We start from the raw sequence: 19707 nt of genomic DNA on the forward strand, positions 1-19707 counted from the left end.
AGGAGGAAAATATATGCCCATTAACTTCAAGAAATTTTCGCCACGTCCTGGCCTTGTAAATAAACAAGGACATTTACCAGATCCTTCTGAATTAGTTTGCATTGAAGTACCAAAGATTTTTGATCAATGCCTAATAAAAAGATGTCTTGTATATGGCGATGGTCCTGACACAAATACAACAGATTCTGAATTAAGAAGCAATCCACTAACAGATCCTAAAAGATATATTGGTAGTAGAGATTTTAATTTAACATTAATTTCTGTGGATAAGATTCCACTTGCAGGCAGACCTGGCTTCAAAAAAATAGTTATTTCCTATAGAATTACTTTCTATGCAGATTATATAGATGCAAATGGTGTAAATCAAAGCGAACTGTTCGAAGTTAATAGAACCGATGTAATAGGAAAATTTTATTGCCCTGAATCTATAGCTCAAATTTCTGCTAGCTTTGTTCCTGTTCAAGATGCAGCTGATTTGGATTCTAATATAATAAAACTTGAAATGGTTGCCCAAGCTTTAGCAGGTGAATTATTAGAAGATGAAGAAGGAAACGACGTTTTAGATATAACTTTAGGTTACTATATTGTTGTAAAATGTGAGCTTATTGTTCAACTTCTTATACCAGCTTATGATTATTGCCCTGTTCCAAAAGAACCATGTGAAGAGGAACCAGAGGAAGACCCATGTGAGAGATTTGAAAAGGCTCCAATTCCTAAATTCTATCCTGATCAAAACTTAGAGCCATTATTCTCAGACTGTGATGATAATGATCAATAGTATTATTAACAAAATAATTAACATTATAATTACAAGGATTATTAGAATTTCTGTAGATAAATAGATTGAGGTCTTTTGCTAAAAATAGATATAAAGATGTGATGATATCCTTTTATTGAATTATTATATTCAATTATAAAATTCAAGTATTATCATCACCTTCTTTGATAAAGTTCATATATTATAGTAGAAGAACCAAAGAACTCTAAATTATCCATATAGAAATTTTTATAAAAATTTATCTAAATTAAAAGGAGGATTCTATTTATGAATTCAATGTCAAAATGTCATGATAATCATGATAATTGCAAGAAAGAAAAAGATTTATGTCCAACAGTTATAAAATGTAGTCAAGCCGGTTCAGTAACAGTTCCAGCAGCTACAGTATTGGGAACATCTTTTCCTCTTACTGCTCTTACTGTAAACACTGAATGTTTAAAAAACCCTTGTGTGAAATTAGAATTTACAAGCAATCTTGTTGCTTCTGTTGCATTCACAGGAACAATAAATTTCCAAGTATTTAAAGTTTGTAGAAATCAATCTACTCCAATCCCAGTTGGACCTGCATACACTTTTAACTTAGTAGCATTATTAAGTTCACAAACATTCTCTTTCTTTGTTTGTGACTGTGGAGATTTCTGCTGTGATGAATGTTGCACTTATACTGTATCTGCAACAGTTACTAGTGCAGTTACTGTTGGTACTTTAAGTATTAATAATGCAACTTTAGGTGCAATAGCAACTTGTGGATCAAGTTCATGCTGCTAATAGTAAAATCTAACGTAAATTATTCTTTAATTAGTTGTAAAATCTAGAATTAAAAATAGTTTAAACTCGAGGTTAATGCCTTGAGTTTTTCTATATAAAAAAATAGGAGGAACCATGAAAAAATATTTTACTTTATATTGGCCTGGACTTCAAAATTTTCATCTTACAAAAGATGTAGGTTTAATCCCTTATGTCTTTCAAAAGCATTTAAATTATGAGGTTTCTATTTTATGTGGCAAAAATGAAGAACATTATGATGAAAAACTTACAAAAAACATTACTCTTAATTTTATGGACGATGAAGCTTCAGTGACATCCTTATTGCAAAAAACCGATGTCCTTATGTTTATTGGCTTATATGACTTTAATTTAAATATGATAGAAAGATTTAAATCAGTAAATCCCAATGGCAAGATTTATTTAAAACTAGATTTAAATAGATATTGGCTAAATAGAATAACTTTTAATAATCGAAGCATTAATTTGTTAAGTAATAACAGTTTGGTTTCCGTAGAATCTAAAAATCTAAAAAAAATAATTGATGATACTTGGCCTATAAAGGTTGAGCATATACCTAATGGATTTTATGATTTTTTTGATAGTCCATTGATAGATTACAAGGATAAGGAAAATATCATATTAACAGTTGGCAGGCTAGGTTCTTATGAAAAAGCTACTGAAATTATAATGGAAGCCTTTAAAATAGCGTCAGAAAAACTTCCTGACTGGAAATTAAAATTAGTAGGAACCATTGAACCAGGCTTTAATGAATATATTAATAACTACTTGTATAAGTACTATCCTAAGTTACAAGGCAGAGTTATTTTTACAGGACCTATTTATGATAGAAAGTTGCTCATGGAAGAATACAAAAAGTCAAAAGTATTTTGTTTGACTTCAAGGGTTGAGGCTTTTGCTCAAGTGTTTGGTGAAGCTGCTTTTAATGGAAATTATATTATATCCTCTGATGTAGAGGGAGCAATAGATATTACAGATGATAAAAAATACGGGGATATCTTTCAAATAAATAACTTTGAGGAACTTTCAAAGAAATTGATTTCAACATGCTCAAACAAAAAACTACTTGAACAGGTGTGCAATGATATTCAAATTAATACACGAGATAACTTTGAGTGGATAAAAATCTGCGAAAAAATAAACTCTTTCTTTTAGAATATGGCAAGATCAAGATATTTTAAGCTCTATTTTTCACGCTTTTTGTTAATTTTCATAAAATACAATAAAGGACTAGTATGATTTTAAGTATTGTTGTTTATAAATAAACAATTACTATATTAATCTATTACAGGAGATATTAAAATAATGTTTCAAAACAAAAAAACTTCAATAATAATCCTAACCTATAATAATATTAATTATAATCAAATATGTCTTGAAAGTATAAGAAAATATACTACTTTAGGCACTTATGAAATAATCATTGTAGATAACAATTCTAGTGATGGAACTAGAGAATGGCTTAAAGAACAAACTGATATTAAACTAATTTTAAATGATGAGAACTTGGGCTTTCCAAAAGGCTGTAATCTTGGAATAAATGCAGCTGAAAAAGATAATGATATTTTAGTTTTAAACAATGATACAAAAGTCACACCAAGATGGCTTGATAACCTTAAAGCCTGCCTATACAGCAATGAAAAAATTGGTGCTGTGGCCGCAATTACTAATAATTGTTCCAACTATCAGGCAATAAATGTTCCATATACAGATATAGAAGATATGATAGATTTTGCAGATAAAAACAATATTTCTAATTCAGAGATGTGGGAAGAAAAATCAAGATTGGTAGCCTTCTGCATGTTAATTAAAAGAGAAGTTATTAATAAAGTCGGAACCTTTGATGAGCGGTTTACTCCTGGAAATTTTGAAGATGATGATTTATGCACGAGAATTGTGGAGGCCGGATATAAACTCATGGTTTGTAATGATAGTTTCATACACCATTTTGGAAGCACATCTTTTAAGAGTGATTATGCTAAATTTAATAATATTCTAAAAACAAATGCTCATAAGTTTGAAGAAAAATGGGGCTTCAATTCTAATTCAGAAAGTTTATTAAAGTTTGATATTATAAACCGTATAAATGAACCAATAGAAAAAAAATTAAATATTCTTGAATTTAATTGTGGTCTGGGGTCTACCCTACTTAAATTAAAATATATATATCCTAATGCAATGCTGTATGGTATAGAGCCAAATAGAAATGTAGCCAAAATATGTGAAAAAATAATAGAAACAATGACTGGGGATTTTGAAGAAAACTATACTATGAACTTCAAAGAAAGCAAAACTAACTTTTTTGATTATATAATTATTGGGAATAAACTTCAATTTAGTAAGGATCCATGGAAATTACTAACTGAGTTAAAAAAATATTTAAAGCCTGATGGATATATAATTGCCACAATACCAAATTTAATGCATTATTCTGTTATAAAAGGTTTATTAAAGGGAACTTTTATCTATAATCACGATTCCATATTAAATCCAAAGTGCACAAAATTTTTCACATTACCAGATATACAAAAAATATTCGAGGAATGTGGATATATAAATCCATATATATTTCATTACTCTAGAGAAATATCACAAGAAGATGATAATTTTTTAGATCAAATATGTGATATTGTTGGAAGCAATATGAAAGGCTTTTTTATGTCCTACCAGTATGTAGCGAAATTTCAAAACAATACTTTTATAGATACCAAAATCTGAATTCAGATTTATGTGGTAACCTATCAAAATAATAAATGTTTTTGCAACCTCAATGGTTGTAGTATTCCGAAAAAATATAGAAATATATCTGAAGTCCCTAAGCTGTAAGTTGCATCCAATTTAGCATGCCACCGCTTTTTGAGTGACAAGCTAAATTGGAAATTTCCGCACAAATTCCATTTTGATTTTTTTATTTTATTTTCTTAATTTAGAAATTTCTTCAACATCTTTTTTATCTTCCCTCTCATTCGGATACGGCTCTCTTACTTTAATTATAATTTATTTCAGGAATGTGTCCGTAAAACTATACTAGAATCAATACATAGAAAAATATTTATATAGAAATATATATTTATAGGTATCTGGTTTTATATAAACATATTTTAATATTTAAATATAAAAATATATAAATATTTATAGGAAACATGCGGGTTTGAAGAACATGAGGATTTAAAGCATTTATTTTAAGTATATTTAATCTAAGAAAATTATAGATTAAACTGTCCATATATAACACTTATAAAATAAAAGTGATAATAATAATCTGAATATTATAGTCATTTATCATAATTGTAGCAGCTTTAATGATTCAACATATATTATATTAGATAACTATAATAATAGTTAAGTCATTTGAAAACAAAAGAAAATTAAGGAGATGACAAAATGCCTAGTGTAATTCTTAGTCCAATTGCGGATGCATATATATCATTGTTAAATCCAAACACGAACTTTGGATTCTCAAGTCTTTTATTTACAGGAAGATTTGTTCAGCCTAATGACCTATTTAGAAGTTTATTAAAATTTGATTTAACTGGTTCTGTTCCATCCGGAAGTTCTATAGCAAATGCTTCTTTAAATTTATTTGTTTTTAGAAAAGATCTTCCTGATGCTGTTTTGTCTCCACAGACTGTCAGCGTATTTACAAATGCAAGCGACTTTTCTGAAAATACAGTTACGTGGAATAATGCACCGGCAATAAATCCGACAATTTATTCTATAAATGTAACTGATGCAGATGTTGGTAGGTATATAAGTATTGATATAACTAATTTAGTAATAGATTGGGCAAACAACCCAGCAACAAATTTTGGTGTAACATTAACTGGTATTGAAAATGTAATTGATACAATTATAGGTTACTTCTCAAAAGAGTGGGCAATTGAAACACAAAGACCATTCCTTAGCATAGAATTCTCATCTGGAGGAACTGGCGCTACTGGTGCTACAGGCCCTACCGGCCCTACCGGAGCTACAGGTGCCACTGGAGAAACTGGACCTGCAGGAAATACTGGCAGCGCAGTTACTGGCGCCACCGGAGCTACAGGTGATACTGGTGTAACCGGACCTACTGGTGATACAGGCGTAACCGGACCTACAGGTGATACAGGCGTTACTGGACCTACTGGCGATACTGGTGTAACCGGACCTACAGGCGATACTGGAGTTACCGGACCTACAGGTGATACTGGAGTTACCGGACCTACAGGCGATACTGGAGTTACTGGACCTACTGGCGATACTGGAGTTACCGGAGCTACAGGTGATACTGGTGTAACCGGACCTACAGGCGATACTGGAGTTACCGGACCTACTGGCGATACTGGAGTAACCGGACCTACAGGCGATACTGGAGTTACCGGACCTACAGGTGATACTGGAGTTACTGGACCTACAGGTGATACTGGAGTTACCGGACCTACAGGTGATACAGGCGTAACCGGACCTACAGGTGATACAGGAGTTACTGGACCTACAGGCGATACTGGACCTACTGGCGATACTGGAGTTACCGGACCTACTGGTGATACTGGAGTTACCGGAGCTACAGGTGATACTGGTGTAACCGGACCTACAGGTGATACTGGAGTAACCGGACCTACAGGCGATACTGGAGTTACCGGACCTACAGGTGATACAGGCGTTACTGGACCTACTGGCGATACTGGTGTAACCGGACCTACAGGTGATACTGGAGTTACCGGACCTACAGGCGATACTGGTGTAACCGGACCTACTGGTGATACAGGCGTAACCGGACCTACAGGTGATACAGGCGTTACTGGACCTACTGGCGATACTGGTGTAACCGGACCTACTGGTGATACTGGTGTAACCGGACCTACAGGCGATACTGGTGTAACCGGACCTACTGGTGATACTGGTGTAACCGGACCTACTGGTGATACTGGAGTTACCGGACCTACTGGCGATACTGGTGTAACCGGACCTACAGGTGATACTGGTGTAACTGGACCTACTGGACTAACCGGCCCTACTGGAGACACTGGAGTTACTGGACCTACTGGCGACACTGGAGCAACAGGACCAACAGGACCAACAGGTGATACAGGTGTAACTGGACCTACTGGAGACACTGGAGCAACAGGATCTACAGGTGTGACCGGACCAACAGGTGACGCTGGAGCAACAGGACCAACAGGTAATACCGGTGTAACTGGACCTACTGGTGATACAGGTGTGACCGGACCTACTGGCGACACTGGAGTAACTGGACCTACTGGAGCTACAGGTGCAGGTCTAGCTGCTGATGGCTATGTATATGAACTTGCAACAATAGCCGATTCAACTGTTGTTGGTGGTGCAGACGTTCCATTCTCTAACAATGGACCGTTAAGTGGTATAACTCATACACCAGGTACCACTACTATTACCGTAGCAAGTGCTGGCACTTATGAAATAAATTATGGTGTAAGTATAACAGCAGGTGTTGGTGCACAAATTGCAATTGCTGTAAATGGTACTGTTGATGCATCTACTCCTATAACAGCTTTAGTTGCTACTGGTGAATTATTCGGAAGCGCTATATTAACTCTTGCTGCCGGAGATGTCATCACTTTAAGAAATAACTCAGCAACTCCTTTAGTAATGACATTGGCTCCAGGAGTTGGCTCTCAATTAACCATTAAAAAATTGGATTAGAATATAAGATTGGCCCTCTGTTAAAATCAGAGGGCTTTGATATAAAATCAAGTACATTTTCATAGCATTCATTATTTATTTAAAGTTTCAGTATAGAGAAATATTGATTTTTTTATCTATTCTATAGTACATAAAATTTAAAATTTGTTCCATTTTTATATACATAATTGCATTATATTGTGCCAAGACTTTACAATTTTCCGTATATTATTAGTGATGTATCTTTTTTTATCTAGGAAAAAATAAAGAAATTAAGGAGATGACACAATGCCTACTGCAATTCTTGTCCCTATTGCAGATGCTTATATATCATTGTTAAATCCAAACACGAACTTTGGATTTTCGAGTCTTTTATTTACAGGGAGATTTGTTCAGCCTAATGATCTATTTAGAAGTTTATTAAAATTTAATTTAACTGGGTCTCTTCCATTCGGAAGTACTATAACAAATGCTTCCTTAAATTTATTCGTTTTTAGAAAAGATTTACCTGATGCTGTTTTATCCCCACAAACCGTCAGCGTATTTACAAATGCAAGCGATTTTTCTGAAGATACAGTTACGTGGAATAATGCGCCAGCAATAAATCCAACAATTTATTCTACAAATGTTACTGATGCAGATGTCGGTATGTATATAAGTATTAATATAACTAATTTAGTGATTGATTGGGTAAATAACCCAGCAACAAATTTTGGTTTAACATTAACTGGTATCGAAAATATAATTGACACTATTATAGGCTATTTCTCAAAAGAGTGGGCAGTTGAAACTCAAAGACCATTCCTTAGCATAGAATTTTCATCAGGTGCAACAGGATCTACTGGGCCTACAGGTGACACCGGAGCAACCGGACCTACTGGTGATACTGGAATTACCGGCCCTACTGGAGACACTGGAGTAACAGGAACTACAGGTGACACAGGAGTTACTGGACCTACTGGCGACACTGGTGTAACTGGAGCTACAGGTGATACTGGAGTTACCGGTCCTACAGGCGATACCGGAGTAACTGGAACTACAGGTGACACTGGTGTAACTGGAGCTACAGGTGATACTGGTGTAACAGGATCTATTGGAGACACAGGAGTAACCGGATCTACTGGAGACACTGGAACAACAGGATCTACCGGAGTTACAGGTTCTACCGGATCTACTGGTGCGACTGGAATTACCGGACCTACAGGCGATACCGGAGTAACAGGATCTACTGGTGATACTGGAGTTACTGGATCTACAGGCGATACTGGTGTAACAGGAGCTACAGGTGATACTGGAGTCACAGGTTCTACTGGTGCGACTGGAATTACAGGACCTACTGGAGACACCGGAGTTACTGGCGATACTGGTGTAACAGGATCTACTGGTGCGACTGGAATTACCGGACCTACAGGTGATACTGGAGTTACTGGATCTACAGGTGATACTGGAGTAACAGGACCTACTGGAGACACCGGAGTTACTGGACCTACAGGCGACACAGGAGTAACTGGAGCTACCGGAATTACAGGTTCCACTGGATCTACCGGCGGCACTGGAGTTACTGGATCTACTGGCGATACTGGAGTAACAGGAACTACAGGTGTAACCGGAGCTACTGGAATCACAGGTGTAACAGGTCCTACTGGAGACACAGGAGTAACAGGAACTACAGGTGACACTGGAGTAACCGGAATTACAGGTTCCACCGGATCTACTGGAGACACTGGAGACACTGGAGCTACAGGTGATACTGGAGTCACAGGTTCTACTGGTGCGACTGGAATTACCGGACCTACTGGAGACACTGGAGTAACAGGACCTACTGGAGACACTGGAGTTACTGGAGCTACAGGTGATACTGGTGTAACAGGATCTACTGGAGACACTGGAGCAACCGGAGCTACTGGTGATACTGGAGTAACAGGACCTACTGGTGACACAGGAATTACCGGACCTACTGGAGACACTGGAGTAACAGGATCTACTGGCGATACAGGAGTTACCGGATCTACTGGTGATACTGGAATTACCGGACCTACTGGAGACACTGGAGTAACAGGATCTACTGGCGATACAGGAGTAACAGGATCTACTGGCGATACAGGAGTTACCGGATCTACTGGTGATACTGGAATTACCGGTCCTACTGGCGATACTGGAGTAACAGGACCTACAGGTGACACTGGAGCAACAGGACCTACTGGAGATACTGGAGTTACCGGAGCTACTGGTGACACAGGAGTAACAGGACCTACTGGCGATACTGGAGTTACCGGTCCTACAGGCGATACCGGAGTAACTGGTCCTACAGGCGATACCGGAGTAACTGGAACTACAGGCGATACCGGAGTAACTGGAACTACAGGTGACACTGGTGTAACTGGAGCTACAGGTGATACTGGTGTAACAGGATCTATTGGAGACACAGGAGTAACCGGATCTACTGGAGACACTGGAACAACAGGATCTACCGGAGTTACAGGTTCTACCGGATCTACTGGCGCAACCGGAGCTACTGGAGTTACAGGTTCTACAGGATCTACTGGCGTAACTGGAGCTACTGGAGTTACAGGTTCCACAGGATCTACTGGCGCAACCGGAGCTACCGGAATTACAGGTTCCACTGGATCTACCGGCGGCACTGGAGTTACTGGATCTACTGGAGTAACAGGATCTACTGGTGCGACTGGAATAACCGGACCTACTGGAGACACAGGAACAACAGGATCTACCGGTGACACTGGAGTAACCGGAGCTACTGGAGTTACAGGATCTACAGGTGTAACCGGAGCTACTGGAATCACAGGTGTAACAGGTCCTACTGGAGACACAGGAGCAACAGGACCTACTGGAGATACTGGAGTCACTGGAGTTACAGGTTCTACAGGATCTACTGGCGCAACCGGAGCTACCGGAATTACAGGTTCCACTGGATCTACCGGCGACACTGGAGTAACAGGAACTACAGGTGATACTGGTGTAACAGGATCTATTGGAGACACAGGAGTAACCGGATCTACTGGAGACACTGGAGCAACAGGATCTACTGGTGATACTGGAGCAACCGGACCTACAGGCGATACAGGAGTTACCGGAGCTACCGGAGATACTGGAATTACCGGACCTACTGGAGACACAGGAGTAACTGGACCTACAGGTGATACTGGAATTACCGGTCCTACTGGCGATACTGGAGTTACCGGATCTACTGGAGACACTGGAGTTACTGGACCTACAGGTGATACTGGAGCAACAGGACCTACAGGCGATACTGGAGTTACCGGCCCTACTGGAGACACTGGAGTAACAGGAACTACAGGTGACACCGGAGTTACTGGACCTACAGGCGACACAGGAGTTACTGGACCTACTGGCGACACTGGTGTAACTGGAGCTACAGGTGATACTGGAGTTACCGGTCCTACAGGCGATACCGGAGTAACTGGAACTACAGGTGACACTGGTGTAACAGGCTCTACTGGAGACACAGGAGCAACTGGAACTACAGGTGATACTGGAGTAACAGGAACTACTGGAGCAACTGGAATTACGGGATCTACTGGCGATACTGGAGTAACAGGACCTACTGGTGATACTGGAATTACCGGCCCTACTGGAGACACTGGAGTTACTGGACCTACAGGTGATACTGGAGCAACAGGACCTACAGGCGATACAGGAGTTACCGGATCTACTGGAGATACTGGAATTACCGGTCCTACTGGCGATACCGGAGTAACAGGATCTACTGGAAACACAGGAGTAACAGGATCTACTGGTGATACTGGAGTTACCGGTCCTACTGGCGATACTGGTGTAACAGGATCTACTGGAGACACTGGAGTAACTGGACCTACAGGTGATACTGGAGTTACCGGTCCTACTGGCGATACTGGAGTAACAGGAGCTACAGGTGACACTGGAGCAACTGGCCCTACTGGAGATACTGGAGCAACAGGATCTACAGGTGATACTGGAGTTACCGGTCCTACAGGCAATACCGGAGTCACAGGACCTACAGGTGACACCGGAGCAACAGGATCTACAGGCGATACCGGAGTTACCGGATCTACTGGTGACACAGGAGTAACAGGACCTACTGGTGATACTGGAGTAACAGGATCTACTGGTGCGACTGGAATTACCGGCCCTACAGGCGATACCGGAGTAACAGGACCTACTGGAGACACTGGAGTTACTGGAGCTACAGGTGATACTGGTGTAACAGGATCTACTGGAGACACTGGAGCAACAGGATCTACTGGTGATACTGGAGTAACAGGACCTACTGGTGACACAGGAATTACCGGGCCTACTGGAGACACTGGAGCAACAGGACCTACAGGCGACACCGGAGTAACTGGGCTACAGGTGATACTGGAGTTACCGGTCCTACTGGAGGCACTGGAGTTACTGGACCTACTGGCGATACTGGTGTAACAGGACCTACAGGTGACACTGGAGCAACTGGCCCTACTGGAGATACTGGAGCAACCGGATCTACTGGTGTAACAGGATATACTGGTGATACTGGAATTACCGGTCCTACTGGAGACACAGGAACAACAGGATCTACCGGTGACACTGGAGTAACTGGAGCTACTGGAATAACCGGCCCTACTGGAGACACAGGAACAACAGGAACTACAGGAGATACTGGAATTACCGGTCCTACTGGCGATACCGGAGTCACAGGACCTACAGGTACGACTGGAATTACCGGACCTACTGGAGACACCGGAGCAACCGGAGCTACCGGTGACACTGGAATTACCGGCCCTACTGGAGTTACAGGTTCTACCGGATCTACTGGCGCAACCGGAGCTACTGGAGTTACAGGTTCCACTGGAGCTACTGGTGTAACTGGCGCTACCGGAATTACTGGGTCCACTGGATCTACCGGAATAACCGGACCTACTGGCGACACCGGAGCAACCGGAGTTACAGGTTCTACCGGATCTACTGGCGTAACTGGAGCTACTGGAGTTACAGGTTCCACAGGATCTACTGGTGCGACTGGAGCTACTGGAGTTACAGGTTCTACCGGATCTACTGGCGCAACCGGAGCTACTGGAGTTACAGGTTCCACTGGATCTACCGGCGGCACTGGTGCAACTGGAGTTACAGGTTCTACCGGATCTACTGGCGCAACCGGAGCTACCGGAGTTACAGGTTCTACAGGATCTACTGGCGTAACTGGAGCTACTGGAGTTACAGGTTCCACTGGATCTACCGGCGGCACTGGTGCTACTGGAATTACAGGTTCCACTGGATCTACTGGCGCAACTGGAGCTACTGGAGTTACAGGTTCCACTGGATCTACTGGCGCAACCGGAATTACAGGTTCCACTGGATCTACTGGCGCAACTGGAGCTACTGGAGTTACAGGTTCTACCGGATCTACTGGCGCAACCGGAGCTACTGGAGTTACAGGTTCCACTGGATCTACTGGTGCAACCGGAGCTACCGGAATTACAGGTTCCACTGGATCTACTGGTGCAACCGGAGCTACCGGAATTACAGGTTCCACTGGATCTACTGGTGCAACCGGAGCTACCGGAGTTACAGGTTCTACCGGATCTACTGGCGCAACCGGAGCTACCGGAGTTACAGGTTCTACCGGATCTACTGGCGCAACCGGAGCTACTGGAGTTACCGGTGTAACTGGACCTACTGGCGCACCGCAACTAGCCTTCACCGATGCTGGCGGTACACTTGCTGCTTCTATTACTATTGGCACTGAAACCTCAGTAGTAAGTACAAATATAAGTACGACAACTGGTCAGAATGTTAAAGTTGATTTTGCAGTTGGCATTCAGGTAGTTACTACTGCAAATTCTTCCATAGCCTTCCAATTAAGACTATACAGTAATGGTACTTTGGTTGCGTCCAGAGAAGTTGAGCGAGTAATTTCAAGTGCTGGAACTCAGCGTTTCCCTATTAGTAACACTTACGTTGACACAGCAACGACAACAGGAACAACGACCTATGACGTAAGACTTGTTTTTCTAACAGCTACTAATGTCGTTTCTGCCACTGCAATTAATAGATATTTAAACTGTATAGCTTTCTAATGATTTTTTAATTTTTATAAGGATGCTCTTCTTGAGCATCCTTTCCTCTGTTTGTTTTTTAATAAAACAGAATCTTTTTTCCTTTTATATAGAAATATATTATTTCACATATATTAAAGCAAGGTAGATTAACTACTACTGCTGACCAAAAAGTAAAATTAGACTCTTTATTAGCAATTCAATCTGTATCAAAATATTTTTACTACCATATTATATAGTGTAAAACTTTAAAGAAGGTGGTTATTTGATAACTATTAGTCTCTGTATGATAGTTAAAAATGAAGAAGATGTAATTGCAAACTGCTTGGAATCAGTAAAAGATATAGTCGATGAAATGATAATTGTTGATACTGGCTCTGATGATAAGACAAAAAAAATTGTTAAAAGATATACAGATAAAATTTATGATTTTAAATGGATTGATGATTTTTCTGCCGCAAGAAATTTTGCTTTTAGTAAAGCTACCAAAGATTATATTCTTTGGTTAGATGCTGATGATGTTGTATTGCCTGAAGATGGCGAGAAATTCAAAGATTTAAAAGAAACTTTAGATCCTACTGTTGATTCTGTAACTGCCAAGTATAATACAGCTTTTGATGAATACGGAAATGTCACTGCAAGTTACAGGCGTAATCGCCTAGTTAAGAGGAGTAATAATTTTCAATGGTTTGGCTTCGTTCATGAATATCTAGCAGTTGGGGGAAATATAATCAATAGTGAAATTGCAATAACTCATAGAAAGTTAAAACAAACTCCAAAACGAAATCTAGAAATTTATCAGAATAAATTAAAAGAAGGAGTTGTATTTACACCAAGAGATATTCTCTACTACGGTAATGAATTATATGACCATAGAATGTTTGATGAAGCATTGCAATACTATAATAAATTTTTGGATTCAAAGCAAGGCTGGTTTGAAGATAATATCAGAGTCTGTGAAAAAATATGTGATTATTATCAATCAATAGATAAGGTAGAAGATGGAAGAAGATATGCATTTAGGAGCTTCGAATATGACACTCCTAGAGCTGAAGCTTGCTGTAAAATAGGCTTTTCTTTTTTACATGAAAAGAAGTATAAGCAGTCAGCTTTTTGGTACGAACAGGCTACAAAACTAGAAAAACCAAAAGACAGCTGGGGATTTTTCAATGATGCATGTTGGACATGGTTACCTCATTTACAACTATGTGTTTGCTATGATAGACTTGGAGATCACAACTTAGCATATGAGCATAATGAAATTGCTGCCAAATTTAGGCCTAATGATTCACGCATACTATACAATAGAAACTATTTTAAAAGTATAGGAATTGGTTAAAAAAGTACAGAGTATCTTTATGTTACTCTGTACTTTTTTATTAAACTTCAAGTAACAATAGCATTATGAAATTCATAAAATATATTAATTTTAAATTGTCTATTATAAATAAACCGAATATTTTAAAGAACCTATTTAATATTATAAATAGCTGCTACAGATGTAATAAAAAAACAAATGAATTTAAGTTATTATTGCCAAATTGAAAGGTGGCTTATAATTAATGCCTGTCCAAAAAGTTTTAACAAATATTACTTGTAAAGAATATTGTAATGCTCATAATTATAAATATTCTGTTATAAAAGAAGCACATCCTCAGAAAATATACTTGCCAAATTATAGTGATAATACCGAAGCGATTGCTTCTATAGATAGTAAATTTCCTGAAATTTATACAGCTGAATTATCTAATGTAAATTTAATTGGTGCTAACCCTATAATTTTTGATGATAAAAATTTTTGTATCTATGATTTAGCATTTAAGAATCATGAAAATAAATTTGATTTTAGAGGCAATAACATTTTTGACATGAAAAATCGTCAAGCTTTTATTGGTTATACTGAATCATCTAAAATTATTAAGGAAGGAATAATACTTACTTCCAGTGCCTCTTCTAATTACTCCCACTTTCAAATTGAAGTAGCTTCTAAATTATTACTTGTAAATGAAATTTCCGAATATAACGACATTCCAATATTAGTTGATGCGATTTGTCTTACTATACCTCAATTAAAAGAAGAATTGGAGATGTTAAATAAGCAAGGAAGAGAGATTATCCCTTTAATTAGCGGTTATAGTTATAAAGTAAATAAACTAATATACATTTCAGATCTAGCGATTTATCCCTTAAATCTAAAACCAGGCTTTTTAGTAAAATACGAAGATATTATCATTGATGATTTGGCTATTAAACCTCTAAATAAAAATTTATCAATACAAAATAATAATCTTCATAGAAAATTATATATTTCAAGAAGAAAATCTCCCATACCAAGGTTAGAAAATCAAATTGAGGTAGAAAATATTTTTAAATCCTTTGGTTACGAAATTATATTTCCTCAAGATATGTCTTTTCATGATCAATTGCAGACTTTTTCTGAAGCAGAATTCATAGCTGGTGCATCTGGTGCTGGACTTACAAATGTAATATTTGCAAATAAAAATGCAAATATAATATTTATACAGCCAAAGAACATCCAATCACCATGGTACTCAACTATAGCTGGTATATCTGAATTAAAATACTATTTTCTAGATGGAGGTCTTTCAGGGCACTCCAATATGCCATATTATCAAGGTACTTTTATATTAAATGAAGAATATTTAAGAAATTTTCTAAACACTCTCTTAAAAACTAACTAGATAAACTCTTTTATTATATTAATATGATAAAGGTAGTTTCAATTAACTAAGCTGTTAGGGAAGGTGCAGTATCAAATGGTAATAAATATAAATGAAAATAAAATCGCATTTATTACGTGCGTAGATGATGAAGCTTCATATGAAAGAAGTCTATCGTATGTTAATAAACTTCCAGTACCTAGTGGTATTGAAATTGAAATAATAGCCATAAGAAATGCCAAAAGTATAGCATCTGCATATAATGAAGCAATTCAAAAAAGTGACTCTAAATATAAGGTTTATCTTCATCAAGATGTTTATATACAAAATAGCAATTTTATAAATGAAATATTAAATATATTTAAAAAAGATTCAAATATAGGGCTTATTGGTATGGTTGGAGCAAAAATCATTCCAGTATCAGGAATATGGTGGGAGGATTCCAAAAAAGTAGGAAAAGTCTACGACAGTCATAGTGGAACCATGGACGTATTAATTTTTAATGAAATTAATGATTTATATTCCGAAGTAAAAGGAATAGATGGATTTATGATGATAACACAATATGATCTTCCCTGGATGGAAGATATTTTTGATGGATGGCATTTTTATGATGCCTCACAGAGCATTGAATTTATAAAAAATGGCTTTAAGGTAGTAGTTCCTAATCAAAAATTTCCGTGGTGCATTCATGATTGCGGAATTGTAAATACAACAAACGGTTTTGAAGAATATCGCAATAAGTTCCTGGATACTTACTCTAAAGACATATTTCCTTTAGTCAGCATATTAATTCCTGCTTACAATCAAACTAAATATCTAAAGTCTGCACTTGACTCCGCACTAAACCAAACATACCGAAATACTGAAATTATTATATGTGATGATAGTACTACTAATGATGTACAAGCTTTGATTGAACACTATATGTTAAAAAACAACAAAATTAAGTATTTTAATAATGGTGGTCCACTTGGTCATAGAGGTAAGCTTAACGTTAATAAGTGTTTTAAAGAGTCATCAGGCGAATATATAAACTATTTATTACACGATGATCTTTGGGACTTTAATAAAATAGCTAAAATGATTGATTATTTTCTTTATGATGATACCCTGTCTCTAGTAACAAGCTATAGAAAAATGATTGATGAGAATGGTAATTATTATAACGATAATTTTAGAACTGTCTGTCAATATTCTTATGATACTCTCTTAACCGGAGAAGAAGCTGGAAAAAAACTTCTTTTATCAATGATTAACTATATTGGTGAACTGACTACTGCTATGTTTAAAAGAAAAGCCTTGGAATTTGACTGTGAAAACCATAATTTAATCGACTATGATAAATACCAAATATACTGTTTAGGTGATATATCCTTGTGGCTTAAATTATTGCAAAAAGGAAATATGATGTATATTTCTGAACCTTTAAGTAATTTTAGAATTCATAATTCTCAGAGCATTCAAGATACCACTTTAGCTTTCTGGGCTTCACTTGATTTTTTTAAGCTGATTATTTCTTCATATGAAGATGGATTTTTTCTTAAAGATAAAAGAGAGCTTCTGCAAAGTCTTTTAGCATGGTATAAAGAATATAGTGGAGACCTCATTAGATTTATTGAACAATATAATAATGAAGCTGAAAATAATGAAGAAGTAATGAAACTTAAAGATGAATATATACGTTGTTACGCTAAATTTATAAATATATTATTAGAGTAATTGCATCATTTACTAAACTTAAGCTTATATCAATCGAAGTTTAATATAAGATAATATCAAATAAATAACAAGTCCACTTGCAAGGCTATTTGGGACTCGTTATTTATTTTCATGTGCCTAACTTCAATGTTTTGATATAAGCTTAAGTCCAATAATTGTTGAAATTATTTATATTGATAGGTAATTTTATCTTATAAATAAAGTATATATTGATCATATGCCACAGCTGATGCACCGAAACCTTCCTTTTGATTTATTAATCCTTCATTTAGATATCTTCCCTTGTTTTCATTTGATATACCAAAATCAAAATATTCCTTGTCCTTATAAATTTCATTAATCAACTTATCAAAAATAATATCTAAAGCACCTATTGCTTTACCCTCTTCTGATGCCGATATATATTGAACATGAACATTTTCCTTATTTTCATAAACTACTACTCCGCCTAATAAAGTATTATCTTTGTAAGAACAAAACAACTTTATATTATTAGGAAAGATACTAGCAAGACTTTTAATTTCATTTACTGTATGAACAGGTCTTGATTCATGCTTTTCCATGAGATTCTGCTCTAAAATCACCCAATATTTATCATAGTCATTAGTTTCTAAGACAATTATATTATTTTTTAAGGCCTTATTTATCTGTCTTTTCCTTCTGGTTTCATAATCATTCTTTGTATTTAATTTTATTGAAGATGAAATATTTCTAATATAGAGTTTAGCATTATTTATAAATAATGCATATAAATCCTCCTGTGAAGGAATTTCATGATAAATATAAGGAATAGGCTTATATAAGATTGTTTTAATATTTTTCCCTTTACAAAAATTAATTAGTAAATTGAACATTTCTAACATAGTAGTTGTTTTCATTTTCTTATCTAATATAAAGCCACCATAGGTTAACCCGCCATGACTCATAAGCTCATTACCTTCTATATTTGTTGGAAGTATCCCTATCAAATTTTTCTTATTGTCGTAAAACATAAGAGACATATCAGTAAATCTATCTTTATGATAATCCATATATTCTCTCATAATAAGAAATGTAGCGTTTTTACTTTTCCTTACAAATTCATTCCAAATGCTTTTTTTATCTTCACTATACACTTCTAAATACATTAAATAATTACTCCTCCAAAATTGCATAGCCAAAGCCTGTCTTACCATGCCTATTTCCATTATAAAACATGTAAGTTTTACTATTGAATTTTACTATATTAGGATAACAAATCATTTCTGAATCCCAGCCACTTTCCGATTTTTCAATTCCTGCTTCTTCATCTAGTCTTGTCCAATCAAGTCCATTTTTTGATGTTGCAAATCCGATTTTATATGGTTCATTGGTGCTTCTTATTGAATACCACATTTTATACATATCATTTTCATTTACAACCCATGGTCTTCCAAAACCATATTCATATTCATTCTTAAAGCTTATACATGTATGATTTTCACTAATCCATTCAATTCCATCATATGAATAGGCATATTTTATAACATATTTAGGATAACTTTTATCATTTACTAGAATCCAGTTTATAGCAGAAACATACCAGCATTTAAAAATATTATCTTCTACTATTATGCTTGTTGCAGAACGCAGATACGGTTCTTCTTTCGTTCTATCAAGAACAGGCACCTTGGAGATTTTAGTAAAATTCTCCCCATCCTCGCTTGTAGCTAAACCTGCAAAAAGCATATAAGGTACTCTTTCACATCTTTGCCACCCATAATAATATAAATATTTTTTGTTATCCACTGTTAAGATGCAGGATGGATTAACCCCAGAATCGTCAAAGGTCCCAATATCTCCTATATCTAAGACTGGCTTCTCACTTATATTTTTTATATTTTTTAAGTTTAACATGTCCACATCAATATAGCCGATTCTACCATACATTTCTCTATCCAGTGTGGCAAAATAAATCCTTACAGTGTCATTACTTATAATATCTGCGGTTGGAATGAGTGCATAGCTTTGCATCCACTCAAATTCACCTTTAGGTGAAAATATTAATCCTTGCTTATTCCATTTCATA

General features: G+C 36.7%; 12 protein-coding genes. 10 read left to right on the forward strand and 2 right to left on the reverse strand.

Annotated elements, in window-relative coordinates:
• Positions 1-13 precede the first annotated feature (13 nt).
• From AXY43_RS01040 to AXY43_RS01080, 10 genes are all read left to right on the forward strand, one after another.
• On the forward strand, positions 14-778 hold the full coding sequence (locus AXY43_RS01040; RefSeq protein ID WP_012058794.1) for a hypothetical protein: 765 nt from the start codon (positions 14-16) through the stop codon (positions 776-778).
• Positions 779-1045: 267 nt separating this feature from the next.
• A complete protein-coding gene (locus tag AXY43_RS01045) occupies positions 1046-1546 on the forward strand; it encodes a DUF4489 domain-containing protein (RefSeq protein WP_105410797.1) in 501 nt (166 codons plus the stop codon).
• Between the two features lie 114 nt (positions 1547-1660).
• Complete coding sequence (locus AXY43_RS01050; protein WP_105410798.1) at positions 1661-2719, forward strand: glycosyltransferase family 4 protein; 1059 nt, start codon at positions 1661-1663, stop codon at positions 2717-2719.
• Between the two features lie 150 nt (positions 2720-2869).
• Positions 2870-4282, forward strand: a complete 1413-nt coding sequence (locus tag AXY43_RS01055) for a glycosyltransferase (RefSeq protein WP_105410799.1) — start codon at positions 2870-2872, stop codon at positions 4280-4282.
• A 666-nt stretch (positions 4283-4948) separates the two neighbouring features.
• Positions 4949-7225, forward strand: coding sequence for a DNRLRE domain-containing protein (locus tag AXY43_RS01060; protein WP_105410800.1), 2277 nt, complete (start codon positions 4949-4951; stop codon positions 7223-7225).
• Positions 7226-7492: 267 nt separating this feature from the next.
• A complete protein-coding gene (locus AXY43_RS01065) occupies positions 7493-11644 on the forward strand; it encodes a beta strand repeat-containing protein (RefSeq protein WP_243099144.1) in 4152 nt (1383 codons plus the stop codon).
• Positions 11645-12448: 804 nt separating this feature from the next.
• Positions 12449-12868: a hypothetical protein gene (locus AXY43_RS27400; protein ID WP_243099145.1), complete on the forward strand. Its 420-nt coding sequence runs from the start codon at positions 12449-12451 to the stop codon at positions 12866-12868.
• Between the two features lie 675 nt (positions 12869-13543).
• On the forward strand, positions 13544-14596 hold the full coding sequence (locus tag AXY43_RS01070; protein WP_023976830.1) for a glycosyltransferase: 1053 nt from the start codon (positions 13544-13546) through the stop codon (positions 14594-14596).
• Positions 14597-14819: 223 nt separating this feature from the next.
• Positions 14820-15959, forward strand: a complete 1140-nt coding sequence (locus AXY43_RS01075) for a glycosyltransferase family 61 protein (RefSeq protein ID WP_017210494.1) — start codon at positions 14820-14822, stop codon at positions 15957-15959.
• 75 nt (positions 15960-16034) lie between these two features.
• Entirely contained in the window at positions 16035-17660 is a 1626-nt protein-coding gene (locus AXY43_RS01080) for a glycosyltransferase (RefSeq protein ID WP_017210495.1), read from the forward strand.
• A gap of 191 nt (positions 17661-17851) precedes the next feature.
• Here AXY43_RS01080 and AXY43_RS01085 read toward each other — a convergent pair whose 3' ends face one another.
• Entirely contained in the window at positions 17852-18787 is a 936-nt protein-coding gene (locus AXY43_RS01085; RefSeq protein WP_077856409.1) for a GNAT family N-acetyltransferase, read from the reverse strand.
• A gap of 7 nt (positions 18788-18794) precedes the next feature.
• Positions 18795-19706 carry a hypothetical protein gene (locus tag AXY43_RS01090; protein ID WP_105410801.1) on the reverse strand — a complete coding sequence of 304 codons (912 nt, stop codon included), beginning with the start codon at positions 19704-19706 and terminating at the stop codon, positions 18795-18797.
• Position 19707 lies beyond the last annotated feature (1 nt).

Source organism: Clostridium sp. MF28 (assembly GCF_002969175.1).
Lineage (GTDB): Bacteria > Bacillota > Clostridia > Clostridiales > Clostridiaceae > Clostridium > Clostridium beijerinckii.